Raw genomic sequence first — 20,978 nt, forward strand, 5'->3', positions numbered from 1 at the left:
TGTTGGCGCACTCAGTCGAATGGCAGCAGCTCCTTCCGTGTTCTCCCGCGAAGGCGGGAGCCCAGTCTGGGTCCCCGCCTTCGCGGGGAAACAAGGTTTAGGGCTCCGTTCGCGATAGGATCCAACTTTAGTCGTCGGGGGGCGCAAGAAATGCAGATCAAGCGCCTCCGCATCACCGGCTTCAAGAGCTTCGTCGACCCCGCCGACCTCCGCATCGAACCCGGCCTAACCGGCGTCGTCGGCCCGAACGGTTGCGGTAAATCCAATCTCCTCGAAGCCCTCCGATGGACGATGGGCGAAGCGAGCGCGAAATCCCTGCGCGGCGCCGGCATGGAAGACGTCATCTTCGCCGGCACCGCCACCCGCCCGCCGCGCGACTTCGCCGAAGTCTCGATCCTCGCCGAAATTGCCGGCGACGAACGCGAGATCGTCCGCCGGATCGAACGCGGCGCCGGCTCCGCCTACCGGATCGACGGCCGCGACGTCCGCGCGAAAGACGTCGGCCTCCTCTTCGCCGACGCCGCCACCGGCGCGCACTCCCCCGCGCTCGTCAGCCAGGGCAAGATCGGCGCGGTCATCGCCGCCAAGCCTGCCGACCGCCGCGCGATGCTCGAGGAAGCCGCCGGGATCGCCGGCCTCCACGTCCGGCGGAAAGACGCCGAGGGCAAACTCCGCGCCACCGAAGCCAATCTCGCCAAGGTCGACGAGATCATCTCCGGCCAGGACGCGCGCGCCGCCACGCTGAAGCGCCAGGCCCGCGCCGCCGAACGCTACCGCCTGATCTCTGCCCAGATCCGCGTCGCCGAAGCGCGCACAGTGTTCGCCCGATGGCGCGAAGCCGCCACCGCAGCCGACGCCGCCAAGGCCGAAGCCGCCACCGCCGAAACCCGCGTCCGCGCACTCACCGACGCCGAACGCGCAGCCGCCGCAGCACAGCATCGCGCGATCGAAGCCGTCTCCGCCGCCCGCACCGCAGCGCTCATCGCGCGCGACCTCGTCGGTGATCTCGCGCACCGACTTGCCGCGCTCAAAACCGACAAGGCCAGCGTCGAGCGCAGGATCGCCGACCTGACCGACGCCCGCACCCGCATCGCCGAGGACCGCGCCCGCGAAGGTTCACTCGCCAGCGACGCCGCCGCCGCGCTCGCCCGCCTCGCCGACGAGGCCAAGGCGCTCGACACTGCGATCGCCGACGCCACCGCCGCGATTCCCCATCTCGACGCAGCACTCGCCGAAGCCGAACGCACCGCCCGTGACGCCGAAGTCTCCCTCGCCCAGGCACTTGCCACGCAAGCCCGCGACGCAGCCGAAGTCCGCGTCGCCAGCGCCGCGCTCGCCGCCGCCCGCACCCGCGCCGACCGCGCCGACCGCGATGCCGCCCAGATCACCGCCGCTCTCCGCGCCCTCGGCGACCCCGTTCCGCTAGCCGCAGAGCGCGAAACCGCCGCCGAAGCCCGACGCGCCGCGACCGCCGCCGCAGAGTCCGCCCGCCAGGCCATCGCCCAGGCAGACACCGACGAAGCCGCCGCGACCAGCGCGCGAGACGCCGCCGAAACCACCCGCGCCACCGCTCGCGCAGACCTCGCCGCGATCGACAGCGAAGTGACCGCTCTCACCAAGGCAACGCAGCGCAACGGCCGCGACCGATTGCTCGACCACGTCTCGGCCAAGACCGGCTACGAACGCGCGCTAGCCGCCGCACTCGGCGACGATCTAGACACCAACCTAGACGCATGGGCCGGCGCCAAGCCCCACGAAGACGACCCCGCCGCACCCGCCGACACCGAACCGCTGGCAAGGCATGTCGAAGCGCCCCCCACCCTCGCCCGCAGGCTCGCGCAGGTCTTCGTCGTCGACACCGACCGCCAGCAACACCTCGCCGTCGGCCAACGCATCGTCACCCGAGACGGCCAACTCCGCCGCTGGGACGGCTTCACCACAACCGGCACCGGCGCGGCCGCCGCCGAACGCCTCGTCCGCCGCAACCGCCTCGCCGCGCTCCAGGCCGCCCGCCCCACTGCGGCCAAGGCGCTGGAAGACGCCGAACGAACCCGCGCCGCGATCGACGAGCGCATCGCCCAGGCTAGAGGCCAGTCGCAAACCGCCCGCGCCACCCTGCAACGCGCCGAAACCGCCGCGCGCGACGCCCTCCGTCAAGAAGACCGCGCCGCCGCCGCGCTCGAACGCCTCGCCACCCAGCGCACAGACCTCGACGTCCGCGCGCACCGTATCGCCGACGACGTCGCCGACGCGCACGCCGACCGCGCCCGCGCCGAAGCCGCGATGGCCGCCGTCCCCGACGGCACCGCCAACGCGCGCCAAGTCGCCGCGCTCCAATATGATACCGAACGCGCCCGCGCCGCTGTCGCGCAGGCCCGCGCCGATCGCACCACGCTCGACCGCAGCATCGCCGCCCACCGCGAACGCCTGGCCGCCGCGCAAGCCGACACCCGAAGCTGGCGCGCGCGCGCCGGTGAAGCCGCCAAGCGCATCGCCGCCATGGACTCGCGCGAAACCACGCTCGGCACCGACCTGGCCGCGATCGCCGCTCGCCCCGCCGCCCTCGACGCAGAGATCGCCATGCTGGACAGCGAGCACCAGGAAGCCCGCACCACGGCCGACGCCCTGCTGGCCATCGAACGCACCGCGGAGACCGCCGCCCGCACCGCCGACGACGCCCACCGCGCCGCTACCGAAGCGCTAGCCGTCGCCCGAGAAGCCCGTGCCGGCGCGATCGCCCGCGTCGAAAACCACGAAGCGCGCCGCCTCGATCTCGGCCGCCTCTCGGGCGAGCGCTTCCAATGCCCCGCGCCCGTCCTCCCCGAGCGCCTCGGCTTCGCGGTCGCCGACGTCCGCGCGCCGGCCGAAGAGTCCGCCACGCACGACCGCCTCACCACCGACCGAGAGCGGATCGGCCCGGTCAACCTCGTCGCCGAGACCGAACTCGCCGAACTCGAAGATTCCGCGCGGGGCAACGCGGTCGAGCGCGACGAACTCGGCCAAGCCGTCAACCGCCTGCGCGGCTCGATCGGCACGCTCAACCGCGAAGGCCGCCAGCGCCTGCTCGCCGCGTTCGAAGCGGTGAACGGCCATTTCCAACGCCTATTCACCACGCTCTTCGACGGCGGCGCCGCGCACCTCGAGCTGATAGACTCCGACGACCCGCTCGAAGCCGGACTTGAGATCATGGCGCAACCACCCGGCAAACGCCTTCAGTCGCTCACCCTCCTGTCGGGCGGCGAACAGGCGCTGACTGCAGTCGCGCTGATCTTCGGCCTGTTCCTTACCAACCCCGCGCCGATCTGCGTTCTCGACGAGGTCGACGCGCCGCTCGACGACGCCAATATCGAGCGCTTCTGCGACCTGCTCGACCGCATGTCGCGCGACACCGACACGCGCTACCTCGTCGTCACGCACAACGCCGTCACGATGAGCCGCATGCACCGCCTGTTCGGCGTGACGATGATCGAACGCGGTGTCAGCCGCCTCGTCTCGGTCGACCTTCAAGCCGCAACCGGACTCATTACAACGGCGTAGGGAGACAATCCCCGTTCGCGACGTTGATCCTCGATGTTCCTCGACGAATCCAGCATCTGGCCGCGCAAGGAGGACCTGCCTCCCCGCAAGCCCGTGTATCGTCACGAGAAGGCGCTGACCCGCCTGATCTTCGTCTATCTCTTCCTGTTGCTGCTCCTGCCCGTGAGCCTCGGCGGCATGGTCGACCTGATCCGCTATCTGTTCAGCTGACTTTCGGGTGTCCTACACAACCTGATCCTGCCACCGTCGTGAATCCGCAATCGTCCACGTCTGGGCCTAAGTGCAGACATCGGAAAAATGCTCCCAGCGTCTGCACTTCGTGCACTTCCAGCATCGGGGCCGACCCGAAAGGTAGCCGGTACAACGACATAGCGACAAGTTGATCTCCATCACTCGACACCACTTTTCACGGAACGTAAGACGAACGAATGGCCCAACTCGACACCCGTGAAAAGCTCGAGATCCTCGCCGACGCGGCCAAATACGATGCGTCCTGCGCATCGTCCGGCACGACCAAGCGTAATTCGAAGGACGGCAAGGGGCTCGGTTCGACCGAGGGCATGGGCATTTGCCACGCCTATGCGCCCGACGGTCGCTGCATCTCGCTACTGAAGATCCTGCTGACCAACAGCTGCATCTTTGACTGCCATTACTGCATCAACCGCAAGAGCTCGAACGTCCGCCGCGCGCGCTTCACGGCGAAGGAAGTCGTCGACCTCACCATCGCCTTCTACAAGCGCAATTATATCGAGGGGCTGTTCCTCTCGTCGGGCATCATCGCATCGTCGAACTATACGATGGAGCAGATGGTCGAAGTCGCGCGGAGTTTGCGCGAGGATCATCATTTCCGCGGCTACATCCACCTCAAGACGATTCCCGACGCCGATCCCGAGCTCGTCCACCAGGCCGGGCTGTACGCCGACCGCGTCTCGATCAACGTCGAACTCCCGACCGCGAACGGCCTGAAGCGTCTCGCCCCCGAAAAGGACGGCGTCCGCATCGAAACTGCGATGGCGGAGGTGAAGGCCTCGATCATCGACGGCAAGGACGCCAAGGCCAAGTACAAGTCCGCGCCGAAGTTTGCCCCTGCTGGCCAGTCGACCCAGATGATCGTCGGCGCCGACGCCGCAACCGATGGCGACATCGTCCGGAAGGCGTCGACCCTGTACGACCGCTTCGGCCTGCGCCGCGTCTATTATTCCGCGTTCAGTCCGATCCCCGACGCGAGCGCCGTCCTCCCGCTGCAACGCCCGCCCTTGATGCGCGAGCACCGGCTGTACCAGTCCGACTGGCTGATGCGCTTCTACGAATTCCAGCCCCACGAGGTGGTTGCTGCCGCCGACGACGCGACCGGCATGCTCCCGCTCGACATCGACCCCAAGCTCGCTTGGGCACTCAAATTCCGCGGCTCTTTCCCGGTAGACGTCAACCGCGCGCCCCGCGAAATGCTCCTCCGCGTCCCCGGACTCGGCGTAAAGGCAGTCAACGGCATCCTCACCAGCCGCCGCTGGCGCCGCCTGCATTTGGCTGACATCGCCCGCCTGACGGTCTCGGTCGCCAAGCTCCGCCCCTTCATCATCGCCGAAGACTGGCGCCCGGTAGCTCTGGCGGACAAAGCCGAGCTCCGCCCCATCATCGCCCCAAAACCCAAGCAAATGGAAATGTTCGCGTGAGCCCCGCGCGCACCCTGCCCCCCTCCCTGAAAGGGAGGGGTTGGGGGTGGGTCGGCCCGAGGCTCACGCGGCATTCCCTCGAAAGCAACCAGCCCCCTCCCTTCCAGGGAAGAAGGTAAAGATGCGCGTCGTAACCCTATCCGAACCCGACGACTTCGACGGCTGGCGTGACGCCGCGCGTGGCCTGATCGCCGAGGACGTCCCCCCCGACGACGTCGTCTGGCAAGTCGGCGACGAGCCAGTCGACCTGTTCGCAACCGTCGCCGAACCCGCCCCTGCCCCGCCCCCCGGCGCGTTCTCCGTCCCCCGCGCCTTCATAGACCTAGCCCGCAGCGCCATCCTCGGCAGCGACCCAGAACGGTTCGCCCTGCTCTACACGCTGCTTTTCCGCCTCCGCCGCGAACAAAAACTGATCGAGGACCGCGCCGATCCGCTCGTCCGCCGCCTCGACCGGATCGCCAAGGACGTCCGCCGCGACATCCACAAGATGCGCGCCTTCCTCCGCTTCCGCGAGGTTGAGGAGGACGGCGGAACCCGCTTCGTTGCGTGGTTCGAACCCGACCACCACATCGTCCGCGCCAACGCAGCCTTCTTCGTCAACCGCTTCGCCAGCATGCGCTGGTCGATCCTGACGCCCGAAGTCTCGATCCACTGGGACGGCAAGGCGCTCAGCGAAGGCCCTGGCGCGAGCAAGGCCGACGCGCCCGACGGCGACCCGACCGAGGAAGTCTGGAAAACCTATTACGCCAGCATCTTCAACCCGGCGCGCGTGAAAATCGGCGCGATGCTGAAGGAGATGCCGAAGAAATACTGGAAGAACATGCCCGAAACCGCGCTGGTGCCGGGCTTGCTGGCGGCGGCGCAAGCAAGGGAGAGCGGAATGATCGCGAGGGCGCGCGACACGGTAGGTGGTAACAGCCTGATCGCGTGGGAAGCACTGCGCGACGAGGCCGCCGGCTGCACCCGCTGCCCGCTCTACAAACCCGCGACGCAAACCGTGTTCGGCGAAGGCCCAATCGATGCGCCACTGATGTTCGTCGGCGAGCAGCCAGGCGACCAGGAGGATATCGCCGGACGCCCGTTCGTCGGCCCGGCCGGCCAGATGTTCGACAAGGCAATGGCGGAGGCGGGAGTCGACCGCTCCCGCGCGTACGTCACCAACGCGGTCAAACACTTCAAGTTCGAACAACGCGGCAAACGCCGCATTCACGCCAAACCGGGCGCGGGCGAAATCGACGCCTGCCGCTGGTGGATCGAGCAGGAACAGATGCTCATCAAGCCAAAAGTAACCGTGGCGCTAGGCGCGACGGCGGCGAGATCGCTGTTCGGGAAGGTGATCACGATCGGCCGTGAGCGTGGCCGGGCGCTGCAATTGCCGGATGGCGGCGAGGCCTGGATCACGGTTCATCCAAGCTATCTGCTAAGGCTACCCGATCCAGCGCAGGCGGCGGAAGAGTATGCGCGGTTCGTCGAGGACTTGCGGACGGTCGGCGGCCGGATTGCTTGATCACCGAACGAGCAAACTTCACGCTCCCTATCTCCGTCATCCTGACGAAAGTCAGGATCCAGAGGCGAATAGCGCAACGCCAGTTACCCTGGTTCCTGACTTTCGTCAGGATGACGAGCTTCTCAGTCGAGCGCCTCTTCACCGTCATTACATGCTGTTCGGTTCTGGTCCCAGCCGGCCCGCAGGATCGTCGAGCGCTTCGATCGCGGCCATGTCCTCGTCATCCAGCGTCAGATCCAACGCCGCAAAATTGTCCGCGAGATGCTCGGCATCCGACGCCTTCGGGATTACCGAAAAACCGTTCGCCAAATGCCACGCCAAGATGACCTGCGCCGCACTTCGACCATGCTTGTCCGCGATTCGGACGATCGCGCCATCCTGCAACAGCGTCTTGCCCTGCCCCAACGGGCTCCAGCTCTGCGTCATGATGCCGTGCGCCTCATGATACGCGCGCTGCTCGCGCTGCTGGAAATTCGGGTGGAGTTCGATCTGGTTGACCGCGGGTGTCACGCCGGTCGCCGCCACGATCGCGTCGATATGCTCGGGCAGGAAGTTCGACACGCCGATTGACTTGGCTTGTCCGGCATCGCGCAGCGCAATCATCGCCTTCCAGGCTTCGACATACTCGTCCTGCTTCGGCACCGGCCAGTGCATCAGGTACAGGTCGACCGATTCGACACCGAGCAATGCAAGGCTCTCGTCCATCGCCGCCTCGGCGTCGCCCTGGCGATCGTTCCAAAGCTTGGTCGTCAGGAACGCGTCCGCTCCCTTGTACCCATCGCCGACGCCGCGTTCGTTCTCGTAGACCGCCGCGGTGTCGACCAGCCGGAAGCCGATATCGAGCCCGGAGCGGACGATCGCCGCGGCCTGGCTGTCGGGGATCTGCCACGTGCCCATGCCAAGCTGAGGCATCGTGCGGCCGTCGTTGAGTGTAAGATCTGTCATGCCGCAAACAGCGCATGACACGGCCGGCGGTTCCGATTGGCTCTTCCCTTCCGCGCCCGGTTCGCGCAATCGACCGAGCCATGTTCGAAAAGATCCTGGCCGTGCTGGCCACCTTCACGATCGGCGTCATCTCGTCGGGTGGCTATGTCGGCATCGCGCTGCTCATGGCTATCGAAAGCGCGTGCATCCCGCTTCCGTCCGAGATCATCATGCCCTTCGCCGGGTACCTTGTCTCGACCGGGCGGTTCGACCTGTATCTCGCCGCCACCGCAGGCGCGATCGGGTGCAATCTCGGCTCGATCGTCGCCTACGAGATCGGCAAGCGCGGCGGGCGGCCGATGGCAGAGCGTTGGGGCCGCTACTTGCTGATCGGACCGGGTGAGCTTGACGCAGCCGACCGGTTCTTCGCACGCTGGGGCTCGATGGCGGTGCTAATCGGCCGCCTGCTCCCCGTCATCCGCTCATTCATCGCGTTTCCCGCCGGCGTCGCGCGGATGAAGCTTGTACCGTTCCACGTCTACACGTTCATCGGATCATGGCCGTGGTGCTTCGGGCTGGCGTGGGTCGGCATGAAGCTCGGCGACAAATGGGACAGCGATCCGCGCGTAAAGGCCGCGTTCCACAGCGCCGACCTGCTGATCGGCGTCGTCCTGATAGCCCTCGTCGGCTTCTACATCTGGCACCGGGTGCGCGGACTGAAGCGTCACCCGTAACCACGGAGCTTTGCTAACGCGCGCAGATCGTCGTCGCGCGTAGGAACGATCGACTGCATGCGGCGCTGATACGCCGCGACGATCTCGGGACCAGCCTTGGCAGGTGAACCGCTGTCGAATGGCGGCGCGGGGTCATATTCCAGACCGAGTTGCACCGCTCGAGCATGCGCCTCGCCGCGGATCATCGCGGTCAGTGTCAGCGCGAAGTCGATCCCCGCGGTCACGCCGCCGCCGGTCACGCGGTTGCGATCGACCACGGTCCGCGCATCGACTGGGATCGCGTTGAACAGCGTAAGCATGTCGCGTTGCGCCCAGTGGCACCCGGCACGATAGCCATCGAGCAACCCTGCCGCACCGAGGATCAGCGATCCGGTGCACACGCTCGTCACCCACGTCGCCTCAGCGCCGACCGTCTGGACCCACGCCATCGCCTCGTCGTCGGCGATCACGCCGTTTATGCCGAAACCGCCGGGCACGCATAGAATATCGGCATACGGCACGTCCGCAAAGGTCGCGGTCGGCAGGATCGAGAAACCCGCGTCGGTCGACACCGGATCGAGCGTCTTCCAGACAAGATCGAGGCGAGCGTTGCCGAGCCGCGACAGAACCTGCGCGGGGCCGGTCAGGTCAAGCTGCGTCACGTTCGGGAACAGCAGGAAGGCGATGCTCAGCGGTTTGGTCATGTGATTGCTCCTTGCGATAGGTTCTTACGATCAAGAATCGCGACATCGCTCGGAATCGCCTTAGCTCGCTGAAAAACAGCGCGAGTCCGGCAACGTGCAATGACCACGCTCGCCCGAAGTGCAGAAAGTGCAGACGCTGGCGCAGCATTTTCCCCTGTGCCCGACGCACCGTAGGAGGCGGTTTGAGCGAACGCGCCTCCGATGGCTGCCGACGTCATTCGCGCATCATGCCACTCCATCCGCCTGTAGGACAGTTACGTCTAAAACAGCGCGCGCGGGTGTCAGGCGAACAGCCACGTCCCGAGCATCAGCGCGGTCATGACGGCGGCAAGAAAAATTGCAGAGTAGGCGAGAAGTCTTTTTCGTAACCATCGACGCGGATCGGGCGCGGACGGTTTTCAATTTCCGGATGTTAGCCCACCCGTTTGCCCCCTTTTGTGCGCCAAGGGACGGTAAGCGGTGCGAAAAGCCGACCCACCCCTGCCCCTCCCTTTTAGGGAGGGGGGAAGTAGAGGCGCTGCCGCTTACGACCGCTTTATGGGAGGACGGGGACTTCTGCCGCGCGCGTCTTGTTCTCCAGGCGCGATTCCTTGACGCGCTGGTTGAAGCAGCCGGAGGCGCCGCCGGGGCCGACCGCGGAGCAGCTGCCGATCGTGTTGACGCCGACGCCTGCGTCGAGCGTTCCCTGTGCCTTAGTCGCCCAGCTGGCATTTTCGGGAGTCACGACGAACTCGCGGAGTTCCTTGGGGACTCGGTACTGCTCCTGCGCGCTGCGGCGGACGCAGACGACGATTTCCTCGCCATTCTGGTTAGTCGGGCAGCGTTCGTTGCCGAACAGCGTGAGGACGCCGTTGATCGGCGCACTGCGCGAGACCTCGCCGGGGGCGGAGATCGGCTTTGCCTTGCCGGTAGCGCCGGGCAAGGCGGGGGCCAGCGTCGGCCCCTTGGCAGGCAGTTGCGCCAGCGTCGGCGGGGCAGGCTTCGCAGTCTGCGCGACCGCGGGTCCGGCAACGAGCAACGCCGCCGCGAAAAGCATCTTCATACGCATCACTCCCACAATCCGTATCTCATTGTATCAGCCGGATTTCAGATCCGCTTGGCGGTCGCGATCGCGACCTTGCAGCCGAGCCGGATCGCGGCACTCAATACCGGATAGCCCGGCGTCTCCTCCGCCCCCGCGGCGATCGCGGTGGCCTTGTGCTCGAGTTCCTCGGCCTGGAAATCCAGGATCGCTGCCGATAGCTCGGGGTCGCTGGCGCCAAGCTGAACAAGCTGTTCCTCGTAATGCTTGTCGATCTCGGTCTCGACCGCCGCCGTGCACGCCATCGCAGCCCGCGGGCTGATCGCCGCGGTTACCGCGCCGAGCGCAAAGCCGGCCACCTTCCAGATCGGCTGCAAAACCGTCGGGCGGACGCGGCGCTCGACGATCATCTTGTCGAAGAACGCTCGGTGGCGTTCCTCCTGTTGCGCCATGTGATGGATCGAGCGTGATGCCGGGTGACGATCGCCGAGTACGGCAAGCTGGCCCGCATAGATACGGATCGCGCCGTATTCGCCGGCCTGGTCGACGCGGATCATCGAATCGGTGGCGCGCTTGGCGTCGCCTGGCTTCCAGCCGCTCATCTCGTCTTCCTCATCAGTGCGAATATGGTGAACGCACCGACGAGGGAAAAGATCGCGTTGAAGCCGGCGAGCGAAATCCCGAGCAGTTTCCACTGTGGCGAATCGCAGCGCACCATCGGCGCGTTCATGATCGCGGCGAGGCGCTCGGCAGCGGTGGTGCCAGCCATAGAGACGGTCGTGGTGCAGGCGGTAAAGCCGTTCCACCAATGATATTCGACGCCGGCATGCGCGACGCCGATCAGTCCGCTGAGACCGATCAGCAACCCAGCGATGATCACCAGCGACGCCCGCAGCGAACGGCCGGGGACGAAAAACGCCGCGCCCGCGATCAGCACCGCGGAATAATGCGGCCAGCGCTGCCAATGGCACATCTCGCAGGGGTACAGCCCGCCGAGATATTGCGAGCCCAACGCGCCGAGCAGCAGGAACGCCGGCAGCAACAACGCGATGGCGCGCGCGATCTCTTCGTTCTTGGTCATGCCAAGCCCGCGACGCACGCTCACTTGGTGGGCGCCTTGGTGGTGTCCGTGGGATCGGGCTTGATCGGGCGGGGCTTGGTCGCGGCGGCGACCTGCGTTGCCCCGCCGAGGCGCGCCACCGTCTTCAGCGCATAATAGAGCTGGAAGTCGTCGATGCCCTGTTTCTTCAACTGGTCGGGCGTCTGCGAGAAGCGCGGATCGGTCTTGGTATCCTCCTCGAGCACTGCGTTGTCGGCCTTCACCTCGTTGATCAGGTGTTTGCGGAGGTCGGCCTCACGGAACACCGGGCGCGACTTGTAGTCGGGATCGGTGAGCTGCGGCACCTTGATGTCGGGCTCGATCCCGCCCTCCTGCACCGAGCGGCCGGACGGCGTGAAGTAGCGCGCCGTGGTCAGGCGTAGTGCGGTCTCGGGGCCGAGCTGGAGCACGGTCTGGACCGAGCCCTTGCCGAAGCTGCGCTCACCCATGATCAGCGCGCGGTGGTGATCCTGGAGCGCGCCGGCGACGATCTCGGACGCGGAGGCGGTGCCGGGATCGGTGAGGACGACGACCGGCAGGCCGTGCGCGTCGTCGCCGGGCTTGGCGTAATAGCGCTCGATATCGGTCTTCTCGCGGCCGCGCTGCGAGACGATCTCGCCGTGATCGAGGAACGCGTCGCTGACTTCGATCGCCTGTGTCAGCAGACCGCCGCCGTTTTCGCGGAGGTCGACCACGTATCCGAGCGGGCGGTGGCCGAGCGACTTGTCGATGCTCATGATCGCCGCGCGGGTGTCGGCGCCGGTATTCTCGCTGAAGGTGTTGATGTTGATATACCCGACGTCGCCGCGGACTTCCCACTTTACCGGCTTCTGGACGATGATCTCGCGCATCATGGTCACGTCGAGCGGCTTGTCGCGGCCCGGACGGACGAGGCCGAGCGTGATCTTGCTGCCGGGCTTGCCGCGCATCTTGCCGACCGCCTCGTCGAGCGAATCGCCGTAGATCAGCTTGCCGTCGATGTGCGTGATGTAGTCGCCGGATTTGACGCCGGCGCGGGCAGCGGGGGAATCCTCCTGCGGGGCAACGACCTTGATCGCGCCGTCCTCCATCTGCACCGTGAGGCCGAGACCTCCGTAATTGCCTTCGGTCATGATCCGCAGGTTTTCGTAGTCGAGCGCGTCGACATAACTGGAGTGTGGATCGAGGCTGGCTAGCATGCCCTGGATCGCACCCTTGATCAGCGTCTTGTCATCGACCTTGTCGACATATTCCGCCTTCACGCGGTTGAACACGTCGAGGAACTGGTCGAACTCGCGGTACGTATCGGTGTCGACTGCCGCCATCGCGGAGGTGGCCAATGGGATCAGCGTCAGCGCGCCGACGATCGCAGTCGCGGCAAGGAACGGGGTACGCAGTATAGGACGAGGCATCGATAGTCCTGCAACCTGAGAAAAGACGTGTCGTACGGTCGTGACGGCGTAGCGTAGCGGAACGCTGGCGGCAACGCGCAGAGCAAAGCGGGGTCGAGGACTAAATAGGGACTGACTGAGGGGATTTCGATCTTCCCCTTGGCGGGGAGGATTGCAATCTAGCCATTAGGCTTGCACGGTCAGCGCAACCCCATCAACGAAGCGGCATCCACCGGCCGGCCCTGACGGCGGAGTTCGACGGTGATGCGGGGGGCTTCACTGGGCGCGGTGCCGAGCGGGGCGCCCATCGCGATGCGGTCCCCGGGTTTTGAGATGGCTGCGGCGAGGCCCGTAATCAGACTCGTCCAGCCATCGGCGTGATCGATGATGACGATCGTGCCATAGCCGCGGAAACGGCGGACGTAGCGAACCGTGCCGGCCGCGGGGGCGACGACGCGCGCGCGCGGGGCGGTGGCGAAGGTCAGGCCGCGCGATCGTACGCCGGAGTCGGAAACCTCGTCGAAACCAGTGACGAGCTTGCCCGCTACTGGCGTGCGGTACACGCCGCTCGGGGGCGCTGGGGGCGTGGTGCCGAGCGCAATCGGGCGGGGGATCGGACCGGCAAGCGCGATCAGACTGGCCGCGGTAGCCTTGGCGTTGGTCGTGGCGGCCATGCCGTCGACGAGATCGCGCGCGCGTTCGCCGAGCGCCAATGCGCGGTCGGACTCGCTGAGTGCGCCTCGGCCGAGCCTCTGGCTACGCTGGCGGTGGCGTGCCTCGAGGCTCGCCAGCGCGACGCGGTCGTTCTCCAAACGCGCGCGGCTATCGGCGAGTACCTTGACGGCGAGCGTGGCGCTGAATTGCAGGCGATGCGTTTCAGCGAGTTCGATGCGGACGGCTTCGGTACGCTGGCGGACCACGGGAAGGGCGCTGCCCAGAACTGCGCGGACATGGACGAGGTCGTCGACCGATCCCGGCTGCGCAACCGCGACGATGGTCGGGCGGCGGGCGAGCGATTCCAGTGCCGCGAGCAACCGGGCGACGGGCGCTTGCGCACGACCGAGCTTGGCGCGTTGATCGGTCAGGAGGCGGTCGACTAGCGCCACACGGGCGCTGGCCGTCGCGAGATTAGCCTCCGCGGCAGTAACGCGCGCCGCGAGCGCCTGTTCTTCACGCCGCGCCTTGTCGGCGGCGTTGCGCTCCTGGGTAGCCGCGGCGGTGAGTTTAGCGGCACGGCGCGCGGCGATCGCGGCATCGCGCTTTGCCGCGACCAGACGCGCCTGCTCGCTCGCGACCTCGGCCGTGTCGTTGGTCTGCGCGGTCACGCCGCCCGCCACCGCGAGCAACGCCGCGACGACGAGGCCCCTCCCCATCCTCATGCATCACCCTTCGCGGTGATAGGGGTGGTTGGCAAGAATGCTGGTCGCGCGAAAGAGTTGCTCGGCAAGCATCGCGCGGGCGAGCAGATGCGGCCAAGTCGCGCGGCCGAACGAAAAGAGCAGGTCCGCCTCGTCGCGCGCCGCATCGTCGAAGCCGTCGGCGGCCCCGATCATGAACCGCGCCTCGCGCACGCCGTCGTCGCGCCACCGCTCGAGCTTTTGCGCGAACTGCGTCGAGGAGAGCGTTTCGCCCTTCTCGTCGAGCAGGATGCGCTTGGTCTGTTCCCCGACCAGCGGAATCTTGCCGCCGGTGTCGGGAAGCTCGCTGACCTTGGTCGGCCAGACGATCCGCTTCAGATAGCGGTCGACCAGTTCGGCCTCGGGCGAGCGCCCGATCCGTCCACGGGCGACGATGTGGAGCAGCATCGCCGCCTCTAAGGTCGGTTAGTCTTCGTCGGTGAAGGTCGGCACCGGCGGCGGGGCCGGCGCGTCGCCGAACGCCCACATCCGCTCCAGATTGTAGAAGCTGCGGACTTCGGGGCGGAACAGGTGGACGATGACGTCGGTCGCGTCGATCAGCACCCAGTCCGCGGTCGGCAGGCCTTCGATCTTCACCGGACGCTTGAACTCGGCCTTGATCCGCTCGGCCAGCTTCTGCGCCATCGAGGCGACCTGGCGGGTCGAACGACCGCTGGCGATCACCATGTAATCGGCGATGCTGGTCTTGCCCGCGAGCGGGATCGAGATGGTCTCGACCGCCTGGTCGTCGTCGAGCGACGCGAGGATCAGGCGATGCAGCGCCTCAACCTCTTCGGGGTCGGTCGCGCGAGGGGCAGTAGGGGAAGTGGCCAAGTCAGCTCCTGAGTAAGACTACCGAGCCAGCAACGTGCTGGGCCCAGTCGGGATTTTCGGCACGCAGGCCGGTTGCGGAGGTCGGGTCGGGTCGGAAGCGCAACAGCACGAGGGCCGGCAATCTCCACGTCGTCCAGCTCTTCGCATGGTCTGTGCGCCGTTGGAAGCGCCGCAGCCAACCCATCGCGGGGGCCGCGAGGGCGCGCCCGTCATATCCCGGACGCGCGATTACCGCAATCGGAACCTCGCGGGCGATCTGCCGCCAGTTCTTCCAGCGGTGGAAGTCGGCGAGATTGTCCGCCCCCATCAACCAGATGAACCGCATTTTGGGATAACGCCGCTTGAGCTTGCGGATCGTGTCGAGCGTGTAGCGCGTGTGGAGCCGCGTCTCGATATCGGTTGCGCGGATCGGCGCACGGCGCGCCATTTTCCGCGCGGAGGCGAGGCGCGTAGCGAGCAGAGCCATGTCGTTGGCTGCATCCTTGAGCGGGTTGCCAGGGGATACCAGCCACCACGCCTCGTCGAGCGCGAGCGCGTCGATCGCCGCCAACGTGATGCCACGATGCCCGCGGTGCGCAGGATTGAACGACCCGCCGAGGATACCGACGTGGGTCATAGGAACTGCTGTCGGTCACGCGCGACATGAATGACGCGGACGATGAACAGGTCATCGTCCGCCAACCGATAGAGCAAGATGTAAGGCGTACCTGCGACGCGCCATTTACGCAGTCGGGTATTTGGCACCGCTGGCCCCGCGCCCGGGTAATCCGCCAGAAATCTGGCTGCGTTGACCGCCGAGGTGCCAACCCGGCTCGCGGTATTCGGATCGATCTTGTCGAACTCGTCATCGATCGTCGCAACATCGGCCTGCGCGTCGCGCGACCATCTTACGCCCCTCATGCAGCGTTGGCGGTCTTATGCCGTTGCGCAAACCAGGCTTCCATTTCCTCCTGGGTCAGATAATCGCCTCGCGCGATCGAATCCTCGCCGGCCTGAATGAAGTCCAGAAATTCGAGTTCTTCGTCGACGCGACGCGCGATCGCTTCGGCAGCGATGGTACTAGCGTCGACACCGCGGCGCTGCGCCAGTGTCGCGAGTTTGTCGGCAACGCCGGGCTCGATCGCGATCATCAAGGTCGATGCGTTCGTCATGTCGCGAACATGCGCTTTCCACCTCTTACAATCAACCGCGCACCTGGCCGGTGCCGCGGCCGATCCATTTGTAGGTGGTGAGGCCTTCGAGCGCTACCGGGCCGCGGGCGTGGAGGCGGCCGGTGGCGATGCCGATCTCCGCGCCGAGGCCGAACTCGCCACCGTCGGCGAACTGGGTAGAGGCGTTCCAGAGGACGATCGCGCTGTCGACGGTGGTCAGGAAACGCTCGGCGATCGCGGCATCTTCGGCGACAATAGCGTCGGTGTGGTGCGAGCCGTGGCGGGCGATGTGCGCAATCGCACCGCCGATGCCGTCGACGATCGCGACCGAGGCAATCGCGTCGAGATATTCGGTGTCCCAGTCGACCGCTCCGGCGGGAACAATCTCGGGAACTAGGGCGCGCGCGCTTGCATCGCCGCGGACTTCGCAGCCCGTTGCAGCGAGTCTTCGGATCAGGGCGGGTGCGTCCACATAGTCACGGTCGACCAGCAGCGTTTCCATCGACCCGCAGACGCCGGTGCGGCGCATCTTCGCGTCGACGACGACTGCTTCGGCCATCGCCGGATTGGCCGACGTATGCACGAAGACGTGATTGATGCCGTCGAGATGCGCGAGGACGGGCACGCGCGCTTCGGCCTGGACGCGCACCACGAGACTCTTGCCGCCACGGGGGATGATCAGGTCGATCACCCCGCCCGCTTTCAGCATCGCGCCGACTGCTGCGCGATCGGTGGTGGGCACGAGTTGGACCGCGCCAACTGGCACCCCGCCCGCCTTCAGCCCCGCGACCAGTGCTGCGTGGATCGCGCGATTGCTCTTTACCGCTTCGGACCCGCCGCGCAGGATCGCCGCGTTGCCGGCCATCACGCATAGCGCTGCGGCATCCGCCGTGACGTTGGGACGGCTCTCGTAGATGATGCCGATGACGCCGATCGGCACGCGGACGCGTGAGAGCTTCAGGCCGTTCGGACGCTTGCTGGAATCGATCACCTGCCCGACTGGATCGGTGAGCGCTGCCACGGCCGCGACACCGTCAGCCATCGCCGCGACACGCGCTTCGTCAAGCCGCAGCCGATCGAGCAGCGCACCCGACAGACCCGCCTCGTCCGCGAGGGTCATGTCCTCGGCGTTCGCCGCAACGATCTCAACAGATGCTGCCCGGATCGACTCCGCCGCCAATACAAGCGCCGCGGCTTTAAGCGCCGACGGCATCGCTGCTAGAACCAGCGCGTCAGAACGCGCGCGTGCGCCCATTTCTGCGATCATTTCGGTCGGTTTTTCTGCGTCGGCCATAGTCCGGCCGGTACCATGCGAAGCCGCTCGCGCCAACGTCAGGAACTCGTTACGCTGCCGATATTGCAGGGGGACGCATGACTGGAGATATCGGGGCAGCGGCGGATATCGCCACAGGTACGGTCATTGGGCGCCCGTTCGAACCGAGCGCGGGCGAAGCGCATGGCGCGCCTACGGGCCATGGTACGGACGGTGCGTTGTGCCTGAATTGCGGGACGCGGTTGTTGGGCGAGCACTGCCATGCTTGCGGCCAATCAGCACACGTCCACCGCTCGCTCGGCGGGATCGGGCATGAGATCGCGCACGGGGTTTTCCATTTCGAAGGCAAGATATGGCGGACTTTGCCGCTGCTGGTGCTGCATCCGGGTGCGCTCACGCGGCGGTATGTCAATGGCGAGCGGGCGCGGTTCGTGTCGCCGCTGGCGCTGTTCCTGTTCACCGTCTTCCTGATGTTCGCGACGATCGGCGCGGTCGGCGGGGAAATGACGAAGGACTTCATCCGGAACGAGCGTACCGGCAAGACGTCCGACTATGCGCGCGAGGCCGCCAGGGCTCGCCTCGCACTGAACAAAGTCGAGGCGCAGCAGGAGGTTGCGAAGCGCGCGCCCGCCAAATATTCGGGGGAACAGCTTGCCACTCTCGATCGGCAGGCGAGCGCGCTGCGTACCACTGTCCGTGCACTGAGGGTCGCCGCCGATATGCAGAATGGGGGCGCCAACGGGACGCTTTTCGACCTCGGCGACTTCAGGACCGGCTGGAAGCGGCTGGACCACGGTATCGGCAAGGCGAACGGCAATCCGGGCCTGATGTTCTACAAGCTGCAGACCAGCGCGTATAAATACAGCTGGGGGCTAATTCCATTATCCGTGCCGTTCATGGCGCTTCTTTTCCTCTGGCGACGCCAACATCACCTCTACGACCACGCGATCTTCGTGACCTATTCGCTGGCGTTCATGATGCTCCTGACGATCGTGTTGATCGTCGCGGGCGTCATAGGCGTCGCGGAGGGCTGGATCGTGATGGCGGCGATGTGCGTGCCGCCAGTCCACATGTTCGCGCAGCTTCGTGGGGCTTATGAGTTGCGGAAGTGGTCGGCGGCTTGGCGGACGATGGCGCTGTTGACGTTCGCGTTCACGGTTTTGCTGGCGTTTATCGTACTGCTGTTGCTGCATGGGTTGACGGACTGATCGCATCTGGCGGGTTCTGCAAACTCCCGTTCGTGCTGAGCGAAGTCGAAGCACCTTCGCGCGGGGCATGCCCTTCGACTTCGCTCAGGACGAACGGCGACAAGAGGACACCCTCAACACCTCCCCCAGACATCTCACCGGCAGGGGTAGAGGTTCGCCAGGACGCGGGCGTAGCCGTCCTTGAGGGGGCGCTTCTGGTAACTGGCGGGGAGCTCGTTCAGCCCGTCGAGCATGTCCATGATGCCGACGGACTCGCCTTCTGGAACGCAGGCGATCGGGGGCTTGCCGGCGGCGGCGCGGGCGGCGCGTTCCGCCTTCAATTGATTGGTTGCGGCCTTGGCTTCGGCCTTCAGGGCGGGGAGGTCGGGGGACATGAGCGCCATCGGGCCCTGGTCGCGCAGCGCGTTGGCGCGGGCCAGGAAGGTGCCGACGGTCATTGCCGCGCTTGCCGGCATTGCCGCGCCGACCATCAGTAGCGCTGCGACTACAGCCTTGGAACGCGAATACGGCATGGGCGGCCTTTCCGAGAAAAGACCGCCCATAGAGCTACTTAAGTGACTGTCCGGTGAACCGGATCACGCCCCCAAAGGGGTTGGCGTCCCGAACGGACCCGACGGGCGCCGCGTCTTGGGGATCGACGTGCCCGCACGCGGGACGGTCGACGCCTTCGCACCCGGATCCGGACGATCGAGATCCTCGCCGGCGATCAGCTTCTTGATCTCGTCACCGGTCAGCGTCTCAAACTCCAGCAACGCGCCGGCCACGGTGTGAAGCTGATCTACATGATCGCTCAGCACCTGCTTGGCGCGGTCGAGACCGCCTTCGACGATCCGCTTGATCTCGTCGTCGATCAACTGCGCGGTCTGGTTCGACATACGCGACGGACGGCTCGACGAGTAGCCGAGGAACGACTCGCCCTCGGGCTCGCCATATTCGAGCGGACCGACCTTGTCCGACATGCCCCAGCGCGTGACCATGTCGCGCGCCAGACCTGTGGCGTACTGGATGTCGCCAGACGCGCCGGACGAGACCTTGTCGTAGCCGAAGATGACTTCCTCGGCGACGCGGCCGCCCATCGAGACCGCGAGGTTCGCGTACATCTTGTCACGATGATAGCTGTACGAGTCACGCTCGGGCAGCCGCATGACCATGCCCAGCGCACGACCGCGCGGAATGATCGTCGCCTTGTGGATCGGATCCGACGCAGCCTCGTGCATCGCGACGACGGCATGGCCGGCCTCGTGATACGCGGTCATCCGCTTTTCGTCGTCGGTCATGACCATGGATCGACGCTCGGCGCCCATCATGACTTTGTCCTTGGCCTCCTCGAACTCGGCCATCGCGACCAGACGCTTGCCCTTGCGCGCCGCATGCAGCGCCGCCTCGTTGACGAGGTTGGCGAGATCGGCACCCGAGAAGCCGGGCGTGCCGCGTGCGATTACGCGAGCGTCGACGTCGGGGGCGAGCGGCACCTTCTTCATGTGCACTTCAAGGATCTTGATGCGACCCTCGATATCCGGACGCGGCACCGTGACCTGGCGATCGAAACGGCCTGGACGCAGCAGCGCCGGGTCGAGCACGTCGGGACGGTTGGTCGCGGCGATGATGATGATGCCTTCGTTCGCCTCGAAGCCGTCCATCTCGACCAGCAGCTGGTTCAGCGTCTGCTCGCGCTCGTCGTTACCGTTGCCAAGACCGGCGCCGCGATGACGACCGACCGCGTCGATTTCGTCGATGAAGACGATGCACGGTGCGGACTTCTTGGCCTGCTCGAACATGTCGCGGACACGGCTCGCACCGACGCCGACGAACATCTCGACGAAATCGGAACCCGAGATCGTGAAGAACGGCACACCGGCTTCACCCGCGATCGCGCGAGCGAGCAGCGTCTTGCCGGTACCGGGCGAACCGACCAGCAAGGCGCCCTTGGGGATCTTGCCGCCGAGGCGCGCGAACTTGGTCGGGTCTTTCAGGAACTCCACGATCTCCTCGAGTTCTTCGCGCGCTTCGTCGATGCCAGCGACATCCTGGAAGGTGACCTTGCCTTCCTTCTGCGTCAGCATCTTCGCGCGGCTCTTGCCGAAGCCCATCGCGCCGGATCCCGAATTCTTCTGCATCTGCTTCAGGACGAAAAACGCGATGCCGAGGAACAGCAGGAACGGCAGCGACTGGTACAGCAGCAGCGCCAGCATCGACGGGCCCTCTTCGGGCTTCGCGCTGATCGAGACGCCCTTCTCGCGCAGCTTCGGCACGAGCGTCGAATCGGGGATGGGGTACGACTTGAACTTATCGCCGGTGGACAGCGTCCCCGAGATCATGTCGCGCGAGATGTTGACGTCCTTGACGGTACCCTCGTCGACCTTGTCGAGGAACGCCGAATACGCGATCGTGTTGCCACCCGACGCAGCCGTGCGGCCGTCGAACATGGTCACGAACAGCGCCAGCGCGAGCAGGATGCCGACCCAGATCAACAGGCTCTTCATCCAAGGATTGCCGCCGCCGCCGTTTTCGGGACCGCCATTGCCGGGGCCCTGGGGCTTCTGACCGCGGTTGTCGTTGTCGCTCAT

At 66.2% G+C, this 20,978-nt stretch carries 21 protein-coding genes; 6 read left to right on the forward strand and 15 right to left on the reverse strand.

Going from position 1 to position 20,978, the window contains the following annotated elements; genetic code table 11:
- The first annotated feature begins 150 nt into the window (after positions 1-150).
- The 4 genes from smc to ASE82_RS08035 all read left to right on the forward strand — a co-directional run bounded on the left by smc (position 151) and on the right by ASE82_RS08035 (position 6,717).
- Positions 151-3,537: a chromosome segregation protein SMC gene (gene smc, locus ASE82_RS08025; RefSeq protein WP_056061188.1), complete on the forward strand. Its 3,387-nt coding sequence runs from the start codon at positions 151-153 to the stop codon at positions 3,535-3,537.
- Positions 3,538-3,570: 33 nt separating this feature from the next.
- On the forward strand, positions 3,571-3,747 hold the full coding sequence (locus tag ASE82_RS19835; RefSeq protein ID WP_200910688.1) for a hypothetical protein: 177 nt from the start codon (positions 3,571-3,573) through the stop codon (positions 3,745-3,747).
- A 218-nt stretch (positions 3,748-3,965) separates the two neighbouring features.
- Positions 3,966-5,210: a putative DNA modification/repair radical SAM protein gene (locus ASE82_RS08030; protein ID WP_056061191.1), complete on the forward strand. Its 1,245-nt coding sequence runs from the start codon at positions 3,966-3,968 to the stop codon at positions 5,208-5,210.
- 121 nt (positions 5,211-5,331) lie between these two features.
- On the forward strand, positions 5,332-6,717 hold the full coding sequence (locus ASE82_RS08035; protein WP_056061192.1) for a UdgX family uracil-DNA binding protein: 1,386 nt from the start codon (positions 5,332-5,334) through the stop codon (positions 6,715-6,717).
- A gap of 147 nt (positions 6,718-6,864) precedes the next feature.
- On the opposite strand, the gene ASE82_RS08040 is transcribed toward ASE82_RS08035, so the two are convergent.
- A complete protein-coding gene (locus tag ASE82_RS08040; RefSeq protein WP_056061196.1) occupies positions 6,865-7,662 on the reverse strand; it encodes an aldo/keto reductase in 798 nt (265 codons plus the stop codon).
- A gap of 80 nt (positions 7,663-7,742) precedes the next feature.
- Between ASE82_RS08040 and ASE82_RS08045 the strand changes: the two genes are divergently transcribed.
- Complete coding sequence (locus tag ASE82_RS08045; protein ID WP_056061199.1) at positions 7,743-8,375, forward strand: DedA family protein; 633 nt, start codon at positions 7,743-7,745, stop codon at positions 8,373-8,375.
- Here ASE82_RS08045 and ASE82_RS08050 read toward each other — a convergent pair.
- From ASE82_RS08050 to ASE82_RS08105, 12 genes are all read right to left on the reverse strand, one after another.
- Positions 8,366-9,058 carry a DJ-1/PfpI family protein gene (locus tag ASE82_RS08050; RefSeq protein ID WP_056061202.1) on the reverse strand — a complete coding sequence of 231 codons (693 nt, stop codon included), beginning with the start codon at positions 9,056-9,058 and terminating at the stop codon, positions 8,366-8,368. The two genes, ASE82_RS08045 and ASE82_RS08050, sit on opposite strands and share 10 nt — an antisense overlap.
- Positions 9,059-9,593: 535 nt before the next feature.
- Entirely contained in the window at positions 9,594-10,100 is a 507-nt protein-coding gene (locus tag ASE82_RS08055) for a hypothetical protein (RefSeq protein ID WP_056061205.1), read from the reverse strand.
- A 44-nt stretch (positions 10,101-10,144) separates the two neighbouring features.
- The gene (locus ASE82_RS08060) at positions 10,145-10,681 is read right to left on the reverse strand and encodes a demethoxyubiquinone hydroxylase family protein (RefSeq protein ID WP_056061210.1); all 537 of its coding nucleotides are present in this window, start codon (positions 10,679-10,681) and stop codon (positions 10,145-10,147) included.
- On the reverse strand, positions 10,678-11,160 hold the full coding sequence (locus tag ASE82_RS08065) for a disulfide bond formation protein B (protein ID WP_056061213.1): 483 nt from the start codon (positions 11,158-11,160) through the stop codon (positions 10,678-10,680). Before ASE82_RS08065 ends, ASE82_RS08060 begins: the two co-directional genes overlap by 4 nt.
- Positions 11,161-11,180: 20 nt before the next feature.
- On the reverse strand, positions 11,181-12,569 hold the full coding sequence (locus tag ASE82_RS08070; protein WP_056061215.1) for a S41 family peptidase: 1,389 nt from the start codon (positions 12,567-12,569) through the stop codon (positions 11,181-11,183).
- A 179-nt stretch (positions 12,570-12,748) separates the two neighbouring features.
- Positions 12,749-13,927, reverse strand: a complete 1,179-nt coding sequence (locus ASE82_RS08075; protein ID WP_335337805.1) for a murein hydrolase activator EnvC family protein — start codon at positions 13,925-13,927, stop codon at positions 12,749-12,751.
- Between the two features lie 3 nt (positions 13,928-13,930).
- The gene (locus ASE82_RS08080; RefSeq protein ID WP_056061222.1) at positions 13,931-14,353 is read right to left on the reverse strand and encodes a 23S rRNA (pseudouridine(1915)-N(3))-methyltransferase RlmH; all 423 of its coding nucleotides are present in this window, start codon (positions 14,351-14,353) and stop codon (positions 13,931-13,933) included.
- Between the two features lie 18 nt (positions 14,354-14,371).
- Positions 14,372-14,779 (reverse strand): ribosome silencing factor, encoded by a 408-nt coding sequence (rsfS, locus tag ASE82_RS08085; protein ID WP_056061225.1) that lies wholly within the window; start codon positions 14,777-14,779, stop codon positions 14,372-14,374.
- Position 14,780: 1 nt separating this feature from the next.
- On the reverse strand, positions 14,781-15,395 hold the full coding sequence (locus ASE82_RS08090; RefSeq protein WP_056061228.1) for a nicotinate-nucleotide adenylyltransferase: 615 nt from the start codon (positions 15,393-15,395) through the stop codon (positions 14,781-14,783).
- On the reverse strand, positions 15,392-15,679 hold the full coding sequence (locus ASE82_RS08095) for a type II toxin-antitoxin system RelE/ParE family toxin (protein WP_056061230.1): 288 nt from the start codon (positions 15,677-15,679) through the stop codon (positions 15,392-15,394). Before ASE82_RS08095 ends, ASE82_RS08090 begins: the two co-directional genes overlap by 4 nt.
- On the reverse strand, positions 15,676-15,909 hold the full coding sequence (locus ASE82_RS08100; RefSeq protein ID WP_132833367.1) for a CopG family ribbon-helix-helix protein: 234 nt from the start codon (positions 15,907-15,909) through the stop codon (positions 15,676-15,678). Before ASE82_RS08100 ends, ASE82_RS08095 begins: the two co-directional genes overlap by 4 nt.
- A 52-nt stretch (positions 15,910-15,961) precedes the next feature.
- Positions 15,962-17,224 (reverse strand): glutamate-5-semialdehyde dehydrogenase, encoded by a 1,263-nt coding sequence (locus ASE82_RS08105; RefSeq protein WP_056061237.1) that lies wholly within the window; start codon positions 17,222-17,224, stop codon positions 15,962-15,964.
- A 77-nt stretch (positions 17,225-17,301) separates the two neighbouring features.
- On the opposite strand from ASE82_RS08105, the gene ASE82_RS08110 reads away from it, so the two are divergent.
- Entirely contained in the window at positions 17,302-18,411 is a 1,110-nt protein-coding gene (locus ASE82_RS08110) for a DUF3667 domain-containing protein (protein ID WP_056061241.1), read from the forward strand.
- Positions 18,412-18,545: 134 nt separating this feature from the next.
- On the opposite strand, the gene ASE82_RS08115 is transcribed toward ASE82_RS08110, so the two are convergent.
- Both ASE82_RS08115 and ftsH read right to left on the reverse strand, forming a co-directional pair.
- On the reverse strand, positions 18,546-18,923 hold the full coding sequence (locus ASE82_RS08115; RefSeq protein ID WP_235524618.1) for a hypothetical protein: 378 nt from the start codon (positions 18,921-18,923) through the stop codon (positions 18,546-18,548).
- A gap of 63 nt (positions 18,924-18,986) precedes the next feature.
- On the reverse strand, positions 18,987-20,978 hold the full coding sequence (gene ftsH / locus ASE82_RS08120) for an ATP-dependent zinc metalloprotease FtsH (protein ID WP_056061244.1): 1,992 nt from the start codon (positions 20,976-20,978) through the stop codon (positions 18,987-18,989).

Source organism: Sphingomonas sp. Leaf230, assembly GCF_001421745.1.
Lineage (GTDB): Bacteria > Pseudomonadota > Alphaproteobacteria > Sphingomonadales > Sphingomonadaceae > Sphingomonas.